Source organism: Streptomyces sp. NBC_01591 (assembly GCF_035918155.1).
GTDB lineage: Bacteria > Actinomycetota > Actinomycetes > Streptomycetales > Streptomycetaceae > Streptomyces.
In genome coordinates this window covers 132,499-147,062 of sequence record NZ_CP109328.1, presented here as the reverse complement: position 1 = coordinate 147,062, position 14,564 = coordinate 132,499, and the positions used below count along the sequence as shown (strand labels likewise).

At 69.5% G+C, this 14,564-nt stretch carries 14 protein-coding genes; 4 read left to right on the top strand and 10 right to left on the bottom strand.

Going from position 1 to position 14,564, the window contains the following annotated elements; all coding sequences use genetic code 11:
• Window positions 1-61: 61 nt before the first annotated feature.
• The 5 genes from OG978_RS41520 to OG978_RS41500 are packed head-to-tail and all read right to left on the bottom strand — an operon-like array spanning window position 62 to window position 3,614.
• Window positions 62-721: an HAD family hydrolase gene (locus OG978_RS41520; protein WP_326763338.1), complete on the bottom strand. Its 660-nt coding sequence runs from the start codon at window positions 719-721 to the stop codon at window positions 62-64.
• Window positions 718-1,242: an orotate phosphoribosyltransferase gene (locus OG978_RS41515; protein WP_326763337.1), complete on the bottom strand. Its 525-nt coding sequence runs from the start codon at window positions 1,240-1,242 to the stop codon at window positions 718-720. The genes OG978_RS41520 and OG978_RS41515 overlap by 4 nt, the downstream gene beginning before the upstream one ends.
• The gene (locus OG978_RS41510; protein WP_326763336.1) at window positions 1,239-1,793 is read right to left on the bottom strand and encodes an LOG family protein; all 555 of its coding nucleotides are present in this window, start codon (window positions 1,791-1,793) and stop codon (window positions 1,239-1,241) included. The genes OG978_RS41515 and OG978_RS41510 overlap by 4 nt, the downstream gene beginning before the upstream one ends.
• A complete protein-coding gene (locus tag OG978_RS41505; protein ID WP_326763335.1) occupies window positions 1,790-2,704 on the bottom strand; it encodes a nucleotidyltransferase domain-containing protein in 915 nt (304 codons plus the stop codon). Before OG978_RS41505 ends, OG978_RS41510 begins: the two co-directional genes overlap by 4 nt.
• Window positions 2,705-2,744: 40 nt before the next feature.
• Window positions 2,745-3,614, bottom strand: a complete 870-nt coding sequence (locus OG978_RS41500) for an aspartyl/asparaginyl beta-hydroxylase domain-containing protein (RefSeq protein WP_326763334.1) — start codon at window positions 3,612-3,614, stop codon at window positions 2,745-2,747.
• Window positions 3,615-3,808: 194 nt separating this feature from the next.
• On the opposite strand from OG978_RS41500, the gene OG978_RS41495 reads away from it, so the two are divergent.
• On the top strand, window positions 3,809-5,176 hold the full coding sequence (locus tag OG978_RS41495) for a transcriptional regulator (RefSeq protein WP_326763333.1): 1,368 nt from the start codon (window positions 3,809-3,811) through the stop codon (window positions 5,174-5,176).
• 207 nt (window positions 5,177-5,383) lie between these two features.
• On the opposite strand, the gene ku is transcribed toward OG978_RS41495, so the two are convergent.
• The 5 genes from ku to OG978_RS41470 all read right to left on the bottom strand — a co-directional run bounded on the left by ku (window position 5,384) and on the right by OG978_RS41470 (window position 10,252).
• Window positions 5,384-6,331: a non-homologous end joining protein Ku gene (ku, locus tag OG978_RS41490; protein ID WP_326763332.1), complete on the bottom strand. Its 948-nt coding sequence runs from the start codon at window positions 6,329-6,331 to the stop codon at window positions 5,384-5,386.
• 236 nt (window positions 6,332-6,567) lie between these two features.
• Window positions 6,568-6,759, bottom strand: coding sequence for a hypothetical protein (locus tag OG978_RS41485; RefSeq protein WP_326763331.1), 192 nt, complete (start codon window positions 6,757-6,759; stop codon window positions 6,568-6,570).
• 5 nt (window positions 6,760-6,764) lie between these two features.
• Window positions 6,765-7,091: a hypothetical protein gene (locus tag OG978_RS41480; RefSeq protein WP_326763330.1), complete on the bottom strand. Its 327-nt coding sequence runs from the start codon at window positions 7,089-7,091 to the stop codon at window positions 6,765-6,767.
• 915 nt (window positions 7,092-8,006) lie between these two features.
• A complete protein-coding gene (locus tag OG978_RS41475; RefSeq protein ID WP_326763329.1) occupies window positions 8,007-9,377 on the bottom strand; it encodes an APC family permease in 1,371 nt (456 codons plus the stop codon).
• Window positions 9,374-10,252 (bottom strand): carbon-nitrogen hydrolase family protein, encoded by an 879-nt coding sequence (locus OG978_RS41470; protein WP_326763328.1) that lies wholly within the window; start codon window positions 10,250-10,252, stop codon window positions 9,374-9,376. Before OG978_RS41470 ends, OG978_RS41475 begins: the two co-directional genes overlap by 4 nt.
• Window positions 10,253-10,464: 212 nt before the next feature.
• Here OG978_RS41470 and OG978_RS41465 point away from each other — a divergent pair, with 212 nt between their 5' ends.
• The 3 genes from OG978_RS41465 to OG978_RS41455 all read left to right on the top strand — a co-directional run bounded on the left by OG978_RS41465 (window position 10,465) and on the right by OG978_RS41455 (window position 14,536).
• Entirely contained in the window at window positions 10,465-11,361 is an 897-nt protein-coding gene (locus OG978_RS41465) for a LysR family transcriptional regulator (RefSeq protein WP_326763327.1), read from the top strand.
• Between the two features lie 207 nt (window positions 11,362-11,568).
• Window positions 11,569-13,398, top strand: coding sequence for a hypothetical protein (locus tag OG978_RS41460; protein ID WP_326763326.1), 1,830 nt, complete (start codon window positions 11,569-11,571; stop codon window positions 13,396-13,398).
• 718 nt (window positions 13,399-14,116) lie between these two features.
• A complete protein-coding gene (locus OG978_RS41455) occupies window positions 14,117-14,536 on the top strand; it encodes a hypothetical protein (protein ID WP_326763325.1) in 420 nt (139 codons plus the stop codon).
• The last annotated feature ends 28 nt before the right edge of the window (window positions 14,537-14,564 follow it).

Below are 14,564 nucleotides of genomic sequence, written 5' to 3'. Positions count from 1 at the left end.
GCAGAAGTGCAATAAGGGGCGCCCGTGGGGGGCGCCCCTTCACTGTAGTGCGGCGGGTGGGTCACGCGCTGTCGGTTGGGGGCAGGTGGTTGAGCAGGGACGGCCCGATGCTGGCGGGTTCGGGCAGGAGGTGATCGGCCCCGGCGGCGTGCAGGGCGGCGGGAGGGTGCCAGCCCCAGACCGCTCCGAGTGCGACGACGCCGGCGGCGCGGGCCGCGGTCATGTCGGTGGGGCTGTCCCCTACGAACACCGCGCGTTCCGGTGGGATGTCGAGCCGGCTCAGGGCGAGATGCAGTCCGTCGGGAGCCGGTTTGGGCGGCGCGTCCTGCCGTGTGACGACGACCTCCAGCAGTTTGGTCAGGGCTGGTGGCAGCAGCCACCGCAGCCGGTCGGGGTCCTGGACCGTGACGACGCCGACGGCCGTGCCCTGCGCGCGCAGGGCCAGCAGCCCGGCGAGAATCCCGGGGAACGGTTCGACGGGGAGGGTTGACGCCGCGCCGTCCCACCACCGGTCGCAGGCGTCGTCGGGATCGGCGACGTCCAGGAGTGCCAGGACCTCGCAGCGGGGGCGGCGCAGGGCAGCAGGCGGAAGGTCATCCGGCATCACCCGGCGGCCGAGAGCACAGGTGGCGACCGCCGCGAGGGTGGAGCGCACTGCGGCGGCACTGTCCAGCAGCACTCCGTCCAGGTCGAACAGCGCCGCTTGGCGGGGCCCGGTCACCGGGCACCGTCCGGATCTTGGACCAGGGCGCGCAGGACGATGTGGTGGTCGGCGAGCAGGGTGGCGGCGCCCGCGTCGCGGTCCAGGACGCACAGGGCCGTGCCGACCCGCGCGCCGCCCATCCGCAGCAGGCGGGCACTGCGCAGGAGACTTGTGCCGCTGCGGGCGGTGTCGTCCAGCAGGACCGTTTGCCGGCCGCTCAGCTCGGCGCCCTCGATCTGCTGCCACGTGCCGTGTTCCTTGGGAGAGGGGCGAAGGAAGGCGGCGGGCAGACCGGTGTGCAGGGACACCGCCGTGACCAGCGGGATGCCGGCCAGCGCGGGACCCGCCAGGACCTCGGTGCCAGCGGGCAGCAGGCTGGCGAGCGCGGCTGCGGTCTCCGCCAGCAGCTCCGGGTCACCGGCCAGCCGGTACGGGTCGAAGTAGGTGTCCAGGGTGCCGCCTTCCGGCAGCCGGTAGGGGCCGGGCCGGTAGGCGACGCCCGCGATCTTCTCCGCGAAGGTGACGGCGGGCAACGTCATCGCTTGCACCGCCCGGCATCGAGGGCCTTGAGATCCGCTTCGAGCGCCGCGGCGTCGGGCAGTTCCCGCAGGAAGCCCAGCGGCCGGATGGGGCTCTCGGTCAGCCATCCCCCGGCCCGCAGGAACGCACCCAGACGGCACGCGGTGGGCCCGAGCAGCCGCACGGGAAGGGAACGGATCGTGGTGGCGTAGTACAGGGCGGCGGTGAGTTCGTGCAGCGTGCCGACCCCTCCGCCCATCGCGACGACCAGGTCGGCGTCGTCGAGATAGGCATGCAGCCGGGCGCCGATGGTCGGGGCGTACACGGTGGCGGTGACGTGGGGGTTGAGCGCTCCCCAGTCGGGGCGGCCGGCCAGCGTGATCGCGGTGACCGGTACTCCGTGGGGTGCGGCGCCGCGCGCGGCGGCCTCCATCAGTCCGTTGTAGCCGCCGTGCCGCAGGGCGTACCCGGCGCGGGCCAGTGCGGCGCCGGCAGCCTCCGCCAGCGGTTCCTCGCCGTCCGGCGGTACGACTCCGGCGAACAGGGCCGCGGTGAGGTCGGTGCTGTTCATACGAGTCCTTCCTCGTGCTGCTGGTAGGAGCGGTATGCGGAGATCTCGTCGGTCAGCGAGCCGGCGGCGTGCGGGGCGATCCGCTGCGCAAGGCGCACGATGCGGTCCAGTGCTTCATCGGCCTGCGCCACGGTGGGGACCGGCGGACTGGTCAGCGCCTGCGTCAGCTGGGCCAGACACTCCCGGCCGGTGGCGGTGCGGCCGACTTCGTCGGGCAGGTGGTACCAGCCGTGATGCCGGGAGTGCGGCACCAGCGCGGTGCGGATCACGTCCCGGCAGGTGGCGTTCAGGTCGTGCAGGAGGCCGTAGGCGATGTAGTGCTGGCCCCTGGCCAGGCGTTTGCGGAGCATCGCGTGCAGGACCATCGCCTGGACGAGGAGACTGCCGCAGTCCGCGGGTGCCTGTGCCGCGCGGGCGAGTTCCTGCGCCGTGCGCTGCCGGGTGCCGGCATCGGCGAGGCTGTCGGCGCCGGGGCCCTGCCACAGCAGGCGGGGGCCGATCCTGCGGCGCAGCGCCCCGACCGTGCTGGTCGGGCACAGGTACAGGTCGAGCTGGAGCAGGTGGCCGTCGTGCGGCAGCAGGTAGACGAACCCGGCGCCGCCGAGATCGCCGACGATGGTGTCCCGCCATCCGGGCAGCAGCGTGCCGAAGGTGGTGGACATCAGCGCGTCCAGGCTGTTCATCAGGTCGGGCAGTCGGCTGTCGTGGACGGCGACGACCAGGTCGACGTCGGAGAGCCGGTCCGCGGTGCCGGTGGCCAGCGAGCCGCGGACCAGGAGGTGGGTCACGGCCGTGGTGGCGGACAGGGCCTGGACCAGGTCGCCCAGGACGGCGAGTTGCGCCGGCCGGTGGGCGTGCGCGAGTTCCTCGATCGCGGGCAGCTCGCGCGGCGGGGATGCCGAGGTGGACATCAGTGTCCTGCCTTTCGGATGAAGAGGATCGGGGCTGGGGTCAGGGGCGGTCGAGCAGGTGCGCCTTCGCCTGGCGCCACCGGTGCGCATCGCTGTCCGCGCCGCGGCCCGTGTGGAGTTCGGCGATCAGGTCGTAGGCCCCGCCCTCCGGCAGGGCGTAGCTGTAGAAAGCGCGCAGCAGGGTCTGTTCCGCCGCGTCGGTGAAGCCGAGTTCGGCAAGCTGCCCGGCCCCGGACAGCAGTGCGGCCCGGTTCGCCCCGGTCATCTCCGGCAGGTCCGCCGCGTCCCCGTCACGCAGGCAGGGGCGGGCGGCCAGGGCCTGGTAGGCGTCGTTGGCGTACACGTCGGCGATCAGGTGGAGCCGGTCCGGGCCGGTCGTGTTGCATACGCCGTGTGCCTGCGAGGGCGTCAGCCGCCACAATGCGCCGGCTGCCATGTGGACCCTGGTCCCTGCGGTGACCAGAACTGCCGAAGGATTGGTGACGAGCGGGATGTGCAGACGGTGCCTGCCCATGTCTCGCAGTTCCGCGTAGTCGCGGTGCTCCCACAGGTAGGAGTGCGGTTCCAGGCGGGCCAGGCGCACGTACATGAAGTCCAGTCCCAGCCCGTCGAGGAACCGCGTGGTGGCGGGCATGGCCTCCAGTAAGGAGGTGGGCCGGGGGCGGCCGTCGCCGATCACGACGTCGTGGGGGTCACCGGAGTGGTTCAGCAGCGACGTGGTCCACCAGCCGCCCGACTGGTACTCGCCGTACGCGACGACGCCGCGGGCGGGCGCTGCCAGCGCCTCGGCCCGCATCTGCTCGACCGTCAGCTCGTCCAGGTCGGCCAGCCGGGCGACCTGGGCAAGGACGTCCGCCCGCCCGGGGCCGGCCTGCGCCACCGGGGTGGCTGCGGGGAGTATGGTCACCATCGGAATCCTCCTGACATCTTGTCGGACGCTGCCCTGCAGGGCAGCCGTGCAAGGACACCGCAGGCACGAACCGCCTCACAGACCGCTGGCGTTGCCGCCCGTTGCAGGCCGTTGCCGTTCACCTCCGGCGGCCTTCCCCCGCCCGCCGGAAGCCGGGAAACTGGTGGCGCCCGCGCCCGCGAAAAGGGATGGCCGTGACCACTGACGCCGCCGAACGCCACCCGCTTGCCTACCTCCTGGCCGTACGCGGCCAGAAGGCGCAGGCGTACCTGCTCCGGGTCGCCGAGCAGCACCAGCGCATGGGATACGGGCAGATGGCGTACCGCCGGGAGAAGGCATCCCGCTGGATCAGGGGGGACTACGCGCCCAACTACCGCACCCAGCTCGCCATGGCCGCGCTCGAAGGCATCCCGCCCGAGGCGATCCACGCCCACGGCTGGCCGGGCTGGCTCCTGTTGGCCCTGCCGGACCACACCCTCTTCACCCTCCCGTGGACGACCACGGGGGTGGTGCAGGCACTGGAGATCACAGGAGGTCCGGTGGACCGCAGGAAGTTTCTGATCACCACATCCGTCACCCTGGGCACCACCGTGGCGCAATGGTCCGCCGCCGCCCCCGCAGGAGCGGCCCCCACCACGGGCTGCCGGATCGGTGACGACGTCCCCGACCTCTTCGAACGCCGCCTTGAGGGCCTGCGCCGGCTCGACGACACCGTCGGCTCCGGCGACGTCTACGACGCGGCCCGCGCCGAACTCCGCCTGATCACCGCCACCCTCAAGAACGCCTCCTTCGGCGAAGGCGTCGAGCGCCGCCTGTTCGCCGCGGCGGCCGAAGCCTCCCGCTCCGCGGGCTGGACGGCCTACGACAGCGGGAAGACCGCCGCCGCCGAACGCCACTACGTCACCGCCCTGCGCGCCGCCGCCAGCGCCGACGACCCCGTGGTCGGAGCGAACACTCTCGCCTTCTGGGCCATCCAGCACTACTCCACCGGCAATCCCCGCGGCGCGGTCGACCTCATCGAGGCCGCCCTGTCAAAAGCACCAAGGACCGGCTCGCCCCGCCTGACCTCCATGCTCCACGCCCGCGCCTGCCGGGCCCACGCCCATGCCGGCGATGCCCGGGCCGCCGACCGGGCCGCCAACGCCGCCCTGGACGCCTACGAGCACGCCGGACCCATCGAGGACGATCTCTCCTGCGTCTACTGGTACAACCTCGGCGAGACCCACCAGCTCATCGGCAGCTCCGCCCTCAACCTGGGCAACCCCAAACGGGCCCTCGCCCACTTCCTGGAAGCCTCCACCGTCCACACCAACCAGGAGGCATACAACGGCGACGCCTTCCCCCGCGGCCACGCCATCTACCTCGCCCGGCTCGCCGAGGCCCATCTCGGTCTCGGCGATGTCGATGCCGCCGTGGCCACCGCCCACGACGCCGTCGACCGGATGGGAGGCATCACCTCCGCCCGCAGCACCCACACCCTGGAAGACCTGCGCAGCAAACTCGCCCGCCGCCGCGGGATACCCGCCGTCGCCGAATTCCTGGACTACACCAACACCGAGTGATCGCCCAACGGCCGGCCGCCAGGCACCCCTCCGGCCATGCTCAACCGTTCTCAAAGGCCATGCGGGGTTGTCCGATTGCGGGAGCGGCTGTCTACAACAACCTCGAATGCCCAGTGGTCTTCGGCGCCCGACGGCGGCAGGCTGCCGGGCGTGGCGAGCATCGGAGCGATCCGCGGCAACCTCATGACCATCCCGCTTCGCGCCTGCTCAGGACGCGCTGCGCTTCTTCGTGGTGGTCTTCTTCGCCGTGCGCTTCTTCGTGGCTGTGGTCTTCTTCGCGGTGGTCTTCCTGGCCGGGGCGGCCTTCTTCTTGGCCGCGGTCTTCTTGCGGGGCTGCATCGTGTGCACAGTGGCGTCCTGGCCGCCGTGCTCGCCGCGCGATTCCTTGGCTGCCTTGACTGAGGCGTTCAGGGCCGCCATAAGGTCGACGACCTTCCCGGATTCCCGTTCCTCGCCCTCGGCCGGCTCCGGGAGCTCCGTGCCTTCCGCCTTCGCCTCGATCAGTTCCTCCAGGGCGTCGCGGTACTCGTCCCGGAAGCCGGAGATGTCGTCGAGGGCCATGGTGTCGGTGAGCTGGACGGCCCGCTCGATCTCGTCGTCGTCCAGGTCGACGTCCTTCGGCTTGAGGGACTCGGGGCTGCGGATCTCGTCGGGCCATCGCATCGCGTGCAGCACGATCGCGTCCTCGCGCACCCGGAGCAGCCCGAGCCTTTCGCGGTTGTGCCACGCGAATTTGGCGACGGCGACCTTGTCGGACCGCTCCAGCGCCTTGCGGAGCAACGTGTAGGGCTTGGCTGCGACTTGTCCGTCGATCGCGAGGTAGTAGCTGTCGCTGATCCGGATCGGGTCGATGCTGTCGGCATCGACGAACGCCACAATCTCGATCGCCTTCGCGGTCGGCAGCGGCATCTCGTCGAGCTCTTCATCGGTGACCGCGACGAGTTGGTCCTTGGCGACCTCGTAGCCCTTGCCGATCTCCTCCTGCGGCACGACCTCGTCCTCGATCTCACAGACCTTGCGGGTTCGGACCCGGCCCATGTCCTCCAGATGGACCTGGTGGAAATGAACCGAGCGGTCTTCGGTCGCGCTGACGACCTTGATCGGGATGGTAACCAGGCCAAAAGAAATGGCTCCGGTCCACAAGGGCCGCGGCATACGTACCTCCAGAACCCCCTGATCGCACTGCGCCGGGAAACGGTCGGAGCACCGGGGAAAGGCAGGAGTCGGGGGCGCGACCGGCCGCCAATACGATCCTTGCCTGAGGCGGACGTGATCGCATACGGAGCGGCCGGCTGCCTGGATCGGGTAGCCACCCGTGGCCGCCGGCAGCTGAGGCAGATGCCGGGTACGCCCAGCGGAACGGTACGAGTAGCGATGACAACCGGGCTTGGTCAGTCCGGCGGCCACGACTTCAGCACGCGCCCGTCGGCCGCTTCGTCGGCGAGGGTGACCCGGGCACCGTTTACGCTGCCGCGCTCGCCGATCCATCGCAGGTACTTCCGTTCGGCGGTTGGTAGGTCGGGCCACCAGCCGCGCATGATGGTCCGGGCTCCGATCGCCAGGGTCAGTCGATAGCGATCCATGATCGCTACACCCCGTCAGCGGCAGTCGTCAGGGTGACGCCCGCCGTTCGGGCCGCCTCCCGCAGCACGGCGAGCGGCTCCGCGAGGGGCGCCTGCGGGCCGCCGCGCGGGGTGGTGGCGACGAGGCAGGGAACGCAGCGGTCCACCCAGCGCCGGCCGTGCTCGGGCACTTCGACGACCCCGGCCACGGTCGACGGCCGGCCACAGCGCACGCATGGATGCCTGCCATGGAGACGCTGGATGCCTGCGCTCCCGCACGGCGTCCATGGCGGGGCGGGATCCAGGTCCGACGGGTCGATGGCGAGGGATCGCAGCAGGTCAGCGTTGATCATGCTGTCCTCCTCGTCCGCTCAGTCCCACGGCGTAGAGTAGAACACATATACGATTTGCCGCCCGATCTGCCGCGTCTCCGCACCCTAGAAGTTACGTGGAATCAGCCGGGGTGATCATGTCCCTCGGTGCCCACGGACCGAGGGAAAGCGTGAGGATGACCCCGATAGAGAAGTGGCCGGTCTTTCGCCGTGGCTTCGTTCACTTTCAGCAGCAGCGTTTGTCCGGCACTTTGGTGTCCTGTCTCAACCAAGCCAGTCGATCCCGAGTTGCTGACCAGTGCGGACAAACTTCGTTGAGACGGGCGCCTTGGAACGGAGCCGCTCTCTCAAGGACGCCGACCTGCAGCGACTGGATTCGATGAGACGGATCGGCGGACAACTCGGTTCGTCGAGACAGGACATTTGGTGTCCTTTGTCATCCAACCGAGTCGTTTGACATCGAACCCAGTCGTTCCGACTTCTCTAACAGGGGTATGTACGGTCGACGGTGGATCTTGAACGCGCCAGTCGAGCACGCCCCCTTCCTGCGCATGCCCCGTCTTGCCAGCGCAACGGCCAGCCCTCGTTGGTGCGCTGGGCAACGACTGCCCGTTCGCCGAGCTCTACGAGCGCCGGGTCACGTCTGCCTTCGCAGGCATCGGCCACAACTGGGTCGCGGCGGTGCCGGATGTCGGCGACGCCAATGGGGTCCACTTTCCACGGGTCGGCGAGGAAGCGTACGCGGCTGGTCTGATCCGCCGCCGCACCATCCGCTCCGCCGTGTGCGAGCTGATGGACGCGCTTCCCTTTGTCGACTTCGCCGCAGCCGGCCCTGGACGCAGGGCAAAGGGCAGCTCGGAGGGGGTACGGCCGTGCCTCACCCGGCCGGTGACGCCGTCGCGACACCGCACGACGAGCCCGGGCGAGGGAGGGGAGCTACGCGGTGACTGCGTCCGTGGCCGTGGTGTCGTCGTCGAAGGTCATCTCCGGTGCGGGCCGGCGGAAGCCCTTGGTCAGGACGGCCAGGTAGACGACGCCGATCGCCAGCCAGACGCCGCCGATCTGGAGTGCGACGTCACCGAGCTTCGTGAGCAGGTAGAGGGAAACGCCGGCGCCGATGGCCGGCATCACCAGGAACGAGAAGAGGTTGGGGGTGCGGCCGTGTCTGCGCTCGCGGACCAGGTGGGCGATCACACAGACGTTCACCAGGGCGAAGCCGAGGAAGGCGCCGAAGTTGATGAACGAGGTGGCTGTGGTCAGGTCGAGTTTCATGGCGATGACACCGGCGGCCGCGGTCAGCAGCAGGTTCAAGACGGGCGTGCCGGTCTTCTTCGACAGGTTGCCGAAGACGGCCTTGGGCAGTGCGCCGTCGCGTCCCATGACGTACATGAGGCGGGCGGCGGAGGCTTGCAGGGCGATACAGGAGGCGATGGATCCGGCGATGGTGACGAAGTTGATGATCTCGGCGTACGTTTTGCCGCCGACCTGCACCTTCAGGTGGTAGGCGGCCGCGTCGACGTCGGCGAACTTCGCGCCGGGGTGGACCAGTTGCATCACGAAGGACAGCACGATGAAGATCGCTCCGGCGGCGATGACGCAGCCGATGATGCCGCGGCCGATCGTCCTCGCCCCGCCCCTGGCCTCCTCACCGAGCGTGGAGACGGCGTCGAAGCCGAGGAAGGAGTACGCGGCGATGGCTGCGGCCGCCGTGACCGCGCCGATCGACGTGCCGGAGTTCCACACGGCGTCCGTGGCAGGGGCGGACGAGCCGTGCTTGCCGAGGAAGACGACACACAGGGTGGCGAAGAGGACCAGCGACCCCAGAGCGATGAACATCAGGACCTTGTTGACGCGGTCCGCGAGCTTCATGCCGAAGACGTTGATGGCGGTGGTGATGCCTACCGAGACGATCAGCCAGACCCACTTGGGTATGTCAGGGAACTGGGCGTTGAAGTAGATCGCCGTGATCAGCCAGCCGACCATCGGGATGAAGAAGTAGTCGAGCAGCATCGCCCAGCCGGACAGGAAACCGATGCGGCTGTCGAGCATCTTGCGGGCGTAGGTGTAGACCGATCCCGCGCCGGGCACGGCGCGCGCCATCTTCGCGTAACTCAGCCCGGTGAGCAGCATCGCGAGGGTGGCGATGGCGAACGCGGTCGGGGCCGCGCCGCCGCTGGTGGCGGCGACCACGCCGAAGATCGTGACGACGATGCCGGGGGAGATGTAGGCCAGGCCGAACAGGACGACGGAGAGGAGGCTCAGGTCGCCCTTCAGTCTCATGGTGTTTCCTGTGGTCTCGCTGTTCATCGTGGCGGCTCCTCGGTGGTGTGGGCGGGGTTCCAGGTGGCGGGGTCGATGCGGCCCCCGTACAGCGGGAGTTCGAGGGCTGGGTCGCCGGGGCGGAACTGGTCCCAGATCCGGTTGAGACCGGCGGTGCCGTAGCGGCGGACGTTGCTGACCTCGTCGAGGTCGATCACGTCGGTGAGGGTGGAGTCTCCGGCATCGACGGTTTCGGCGCGCACCGTGCCCTGTGGATCGATGACGAGGCTGCGGCCGATCCCGGATGGGGCGGCGGAGTTGACGCTGGCAACGAAGACCTGATTGGTGATGGCGTTGGCGCGGCTGAGGACGACTTCCTGCGCGCGGTCGCTCGTCGACGTGCGGACCACGTTGACGATCAGCTCGGCGCCCATCCAGGCCAGATGGCGGGAGATCTCCGGGAACCAGGTGTCGTAGCAGATGGACAGTCCGATGCGGCCGACCCCGGCGAGGTCGACGACCTCGAACCGGTTGCCGGGTGTGGTCGTCTCGTACGGGCGCCACGGGCAGATCTTGCGGTACGCGGCGAGGCGCTCACCTCGTGGTGAATAGACCGGTGTCGTGTTGTGGACGCGGTCGCCGGTGCCTCGCTCGTAGACGCTGCCGGGTACCAGCCAGATGCCCAGATCCCCCGCGAGCTCGGCGAAGGCCGCATCGCGTTTGCCGTCGAGCGGCTCGGCGGCCTTCTCCGGGGCGGCCGGGACGCCGGGGGCGCTCTCGCCTAGGTGCAGTTCGGGGTAGACGACGAGGGCGCCGGGTGCGCGCAGTTTCACGCGCCGCTCCACGTCGGCGGCAAAGCCTGCGAGGTCGTCGGCCGGGCGGCCGGGCGCCTGGGCGAGGATCAGGGGCAGGGGGCGGGCCATGCGGGAACACCAGCCAATCGAAGGGAGGGTTCTACGAGGAGAAACCGACGGAGATTCGGGCGCCGCCGGCCAGAGATTCTGGAGGGCGGGGCCGAGGGTGGGACAAGAATGCAGCCAGTCAGCCATAGCTTCAAATACTTGTGAGGGTTGACTATCATGCCTTCGAGGCATGAGGGTGTCATGCCTCCTCCGTCTCCCGAGGGGCCACCGCCATGGAACTCCGAGTGCTGCGCTACTTCCTGTCCATCGTGGAGACCGGTTCCGTCACCAAGGCTGCCGAGGTGGTCCGCGTCGCCCAGCCCTCGCTGTCGCGTCAACTGCGCGGCCTGGAAGGGTCCTTGGGGATGACGCTCTTCGACCGCGGCGGCAAGCAGATGGTCCTGACGGCGGCCGGCCGGCGCTTCCTTCCCCTGGCCCGCGACCTGGTCGCCCGTGCGGATGCCGCCGAGGCCGCAGTCGGTGCGCTGGCTGCCGGTCGTGCCATGCGGATCACCGTGGCGGCGCCGCCCACCACCATCACCGACGTGATCGCGCCGTTCCTGGCCACCTGGGGGCCGGAGGATCCGCTCGTCACCGTGCAGGCGGAGAGTCCGGCACGTGCGTACCAGGCCCTTGCGTGGGGCGCCGATGTAGCCATCTCCTCGGCACCTCCGAGGCGCCGTTTCGCCGGGCTCCCGGTGGCCCGCCTGCCGCTGTGGGCCTACGTCCGTGCCGACCATGCCTGGGCGGACCGGGGCCGCGTCACCATCAGGGAACTTGCCGCGGAGCCCCTCATCGTCCTCACCCCGGCGCACGGCACCCGCCGCATCCTGGACCATGCCGTGCAGGATGCGGACGCCTCGTACGACATCGTGCTCGAATGCGACACCCCGCACGTCGCACAGGCCATGGCGGCTTCGGGCCATGGTGTCGCGGTGGTCTCCGACGATCCCCGCTTCGACCTGCACCCGCTGCTGATCCTCGACAGCACGGGCGAACCGCTGCAGATCCACCTGCACGCGGCGTGGGACGCCGGCCACTACGCGCTGCACAGCATCGAGGCATTCGCGGCCGGGCTGTCATGTTTTTGTGTCGAGCGGTACGGGCCACAGGTCGCCGCCCGCCTGTGAACTGCAGCGACGACTCCAGACCACGGCCCTCACCACAACGCGAGGCGTGACCGCACGCCGACCCGACGGCCGACAGGCCAAGGAGAGCTGGAGGTATGCCTGGCGAGCAGCCTGACCAGACCGGGCAGGCATTGGACGGCGGCACCGGTGCGCCCCACCATGCAGCGATATTCCGCATCAGTTGCCAGCCCGAGAGGACCTCGGACCATGCCAAGACCGTTCCATGCCCGGCGGCTACGCCGTGCCGCCGCCACTGCCGCCGTGCTCGCGGGGCTGTTCGCCGTCCCGCTGCCGACGATGGCGGCGCCCGCAACCGCACCCGTACCGGGTGATCCGCTCACCGGAAGCGGTGCGGTGAACCGGACCGAACTCACCGCCGGCCAACTCACCGGGGGCAGCGCCGAGGACACCGTGCCCGACAGCGCTTTCGCCCTGCCGGCGCAAGCGGCGCCACCCACCCACAGCTTCGAAGGCACCCTCACCCTCGACGGGCTCTCCACCGCCGGCGGTTTCCGCGCACTGAAGGACCCGAACGGATACGGAGACACGGCGGCAACCCGACACCTGCCGCCGATCGACGTCGCCCTCGTGCAGAACGGCAGCCACCTCGTCCCGGCGAAGCGCGGGCTGCAGTACACGGGGAACCCGGCGTGGAACCTGGCGGTGGGACCCGGCCGCGCGTGGAACGAGGACGGCGACGGCGAACGCACCCGTGCCTCCCTGCCGTTCGCGCTCGTCGAGCGCAACGCCAACTGCGTGCACAACGGCGCCCTGACGTTCCTCTTCGACGCCACATCGATCTCCGAGGTCCGCTACCAGATCACCACGGAGACCTGCGAGTACTTCCAGTTCGACATGTGGGGCCAGGTAACGGCCGACTACCGGCCCGGACCCGTCGACGGCGCCGAGAACCGGCGCGACGCGTACGCCGCCGAGGTCGGGGACCGGCTTCCGGCCAAGCCCATCTCGGCGCTGGCCACCGACTACCCGGACAGTGGGGTGGACGTGACGAAGTTCGGCTCCGGCATCACGCCGTCCGCGCTGAGCACCTTCGGCTTCTACTTCGGCGGAGTCCACTACGTGGGCAACTGTCGCACGCGGCAAGGGGAGTACCCGTTCTGCGGCCAGATGCTGCTGCCCTCGTACTCGACCGCGAAGTCGGCGTTCGCGGGAACAGCCATGCTGCGTCTGGCGCAGCGCTACAGCCCGGCCGTGGCCCAGGAGAAACTCTCCAACCGCATCCCCGAGACCGCCGGCAACACTGCCTGGAGCGGCGTCACACTCGACCACACCCTCGACATGGCCACCGGGAACTACACCTCGCCCGGCTACGAGACCGACGAATCGCGCCGCACCATGGCGGACTTCTTCGCAGCCGAGCCCTACGCCGACAAGATGCGACTCGCCCTGTCCTTCCCACGTAAGGCCAGCCCCGGCAGCAAGTGGGTCTACCACACCTCGGACACCTTCCTCGCCACCCGCGCAATGAACAACTACCTGCGGGACAAGGCCGGTTCGGACGCCGACATCTTCGACATGCTCCGCGACGACGTGCTCGAACCCATCGGCGTCGGGCCCGACTCCCTCGTCTCCTCCCGCACCGACAACAGCCCCGGCGGGGTGCCCTTCGGCGGCTACGGCATGTTCTGGACGCAGGACTCCATCGCCCGGTTCGCGAAGTTTCTCAACAACGACCACGGCGCCGTCAACGGCACGCAGATACTCGACCCGACACTGCTCGCGGCCACCATGCAACGCACACCGGAGGCCCCGGGCATGACCACCACCGGCACCAAGCCCATGAAGTACCAGAACGGCTTCTGGGGCCAGGAGTTCACCTCCGCCGACAACCCCGCCTACACCAGCCCCTTCTACGTACCCTTCATGTCGGGATACGGCGGCATCACCGTCGCGATGATGCCGAACGGCGCCACCTACTACTACTTCAGCGACAACAACGAGTTCAGTTGGAACGCCGCCGTCGTCGAAGCCGACAAGCTGGCGCCCATGCCCGGAGCGGCAGTTACTGCGAGGTAGACCCCATCGAACGCACCCTTGTCGGCCTGGGATGCGCTTCGCCTGACGATGACCGTTGCCGGGGTGTCCCACCCGAACCCTTCCAGGCTCGATAGGAGACTCCGGCCAGCCGACAGGCGCTGAGGGGTGGACAGTTCAGCCTCCTTCGTGTGGTCACGCTCCTGCCCGTCGGGTGCTACAACCGACGGGCAGGAGCGTGCCTGGGTGCGTCACCGGGGCGGGATCGCGATCAAGCAATGACGCACCCAGGCTCAACTGATAGCTCCCACGCAAGGGGCCCATCAGAATCTGCGACCGCTGCTGGCGAAGACCTATTCAGCCGCGCCATCCGGTCGACCCATGAGGCGGAAGCCTCGCCTGCTAGCGGAGCCGTGACCAGCGCTAATTGCCGTGCAAGCATCCTCATATACGGCCTTCACTCTCAACCGCTGTCGGGCATCTCCTGAGTGAATGGCCAGCCTCCCCCTTGACATCCAACTCAGTCGCCCCAGGTCAGCCCACTCCACCCGACTAACTTCGATGGGTGCAGATCTTGTGAGGGTGCTTCGTTGGGGTGATTCGCAGAGGTTCGGGATGTGCCGGTGTGGGGCGGTCTCTAACGTCGGCGAGGTGAGCCGGCCGTGGGTGCGGGCACCGGGTGAGGCGGGGTGGTGTGGTGCCGTCGTTGATGGCCGCGTTGGATGCCAGAGAGAGTGAATGCCGGGCCAGGGTCGCGGAGTTGCGCAAGCAGATCGCAGAGCTTTCCGAAGCGGTGTCCCAGGCGGAAGCTGAACTGTCCCGGTTGCAGATCACGCGGGAGACGGTGAAGCAGGTGCTGGCCGACGGTCCGGTGGCCACACGTGATGTCTCCGTGCCGGCGGCGTCCGGGCCGGTCGATGTTGCCGCGGCGCTGCTGGCCGCCGAGGCCGCGGGCGATGTGACGGTGATGTCGCCGGACTACCAGCGGATCACCGCGCTGTTCGCGACGTCGGGGTCGGCGTGGCGGTGCAAGGACGTGTGCGTGGAGCTGGGGCTTCAGACCGAGGCCCGTCACGTGGAGGGCATGCGCTCGAAGCTGAAGCGCCTGGTGGAGCGGGGGATCCTGGCCGAGACTGCGCCGGGGCTGTTCAGGGTGGACGGACGGGAGTTGGGCTGGTGAGCGCCGCCCTGGAGACCGGCGGTCCGGC

Excerpts from the sequence above, each read along its gene's own strand:
- OG978_RS41475 (WP_326763329.1), bottom strand. The coding sequence starts at position 9,377 with ATGAACAGCGAGACCACAGGAAACACCATGAGACTGAAGGGCGACCTG.
- OG978_RS41500 (WP_326763334.1), bottom strand. The coding sequence starts at position 3,614 with ATGGTGACCATACTCCCCGCAGCCACCCCGGTGGCGCAGGCCGGCCCC.
- OG978_RS41485 (WP_326763331.1), bottom strand. The coding sequence starts at position 6,759 with ATGGATCGCTATCGACTGACCCTGGCGATCGGAGCCCGGACCATCATG.
- OG978_RS41510 (WP_326763336.1), bottom strand. The coding sequence starts at position 1,793 with ATGAACAGCACCGACCTCACCGCGGCCCTGTTCGCCGGAGTCGTACCG.
- OG978_RS41515 (WP_326763337.1), bottom strand. The coding sequence starts at position 1,242 with ATGACGTTGCCCGCCGTCACCTTCGCGGAGAAGATCGCGGGCGTCGCC.
- OG978_RS41505 (WP_326763335.1), bottom strand. The coding sequence starts at position 2,704 with ATGTCCACCTCGGCATCCCCGCCGCGCGAGCTGCCCGCGATCGAGGAA.
- OG978_RS41465 (WP_326763327.1), top strand. The coding sequence starts at position 10,465 with ATGGAACTCCGAGTGCTGCGCTACTTCCTGTCCATCGTGGAGACCGGT.
- OG978_RS41480 (WP_326763330.1), bottom strand. The coding sequence starts at position 7,091 with ATGATCAACGCTGACCTGCTGCGATCCCTCGCCATCGACCCGTCGGAC.
- ku (WP_326763332.1), bottom strand. The coding sequence starts at position 6,331 with ATGCCGCGGCCCTTGTGGACCGGAGCCATTTCTTTTGGCCTGGTTACC.
- OG978_RS41470 (WP_326763328.1), bottom strand. The coding sequence starts at position 10,252 with ATGGCCCGCCCCCTGCCCCTGATCCTCGCCCAGGCGCCCGGCCGCCCG.
- OG978_RS41460 (WP_326763326.1), top strand. The coding sequence starts at position 11,569 with ATGCCAAGACCGTTCCATGCCCGGCGGCTACGCCGTGCCGCCGCCACT.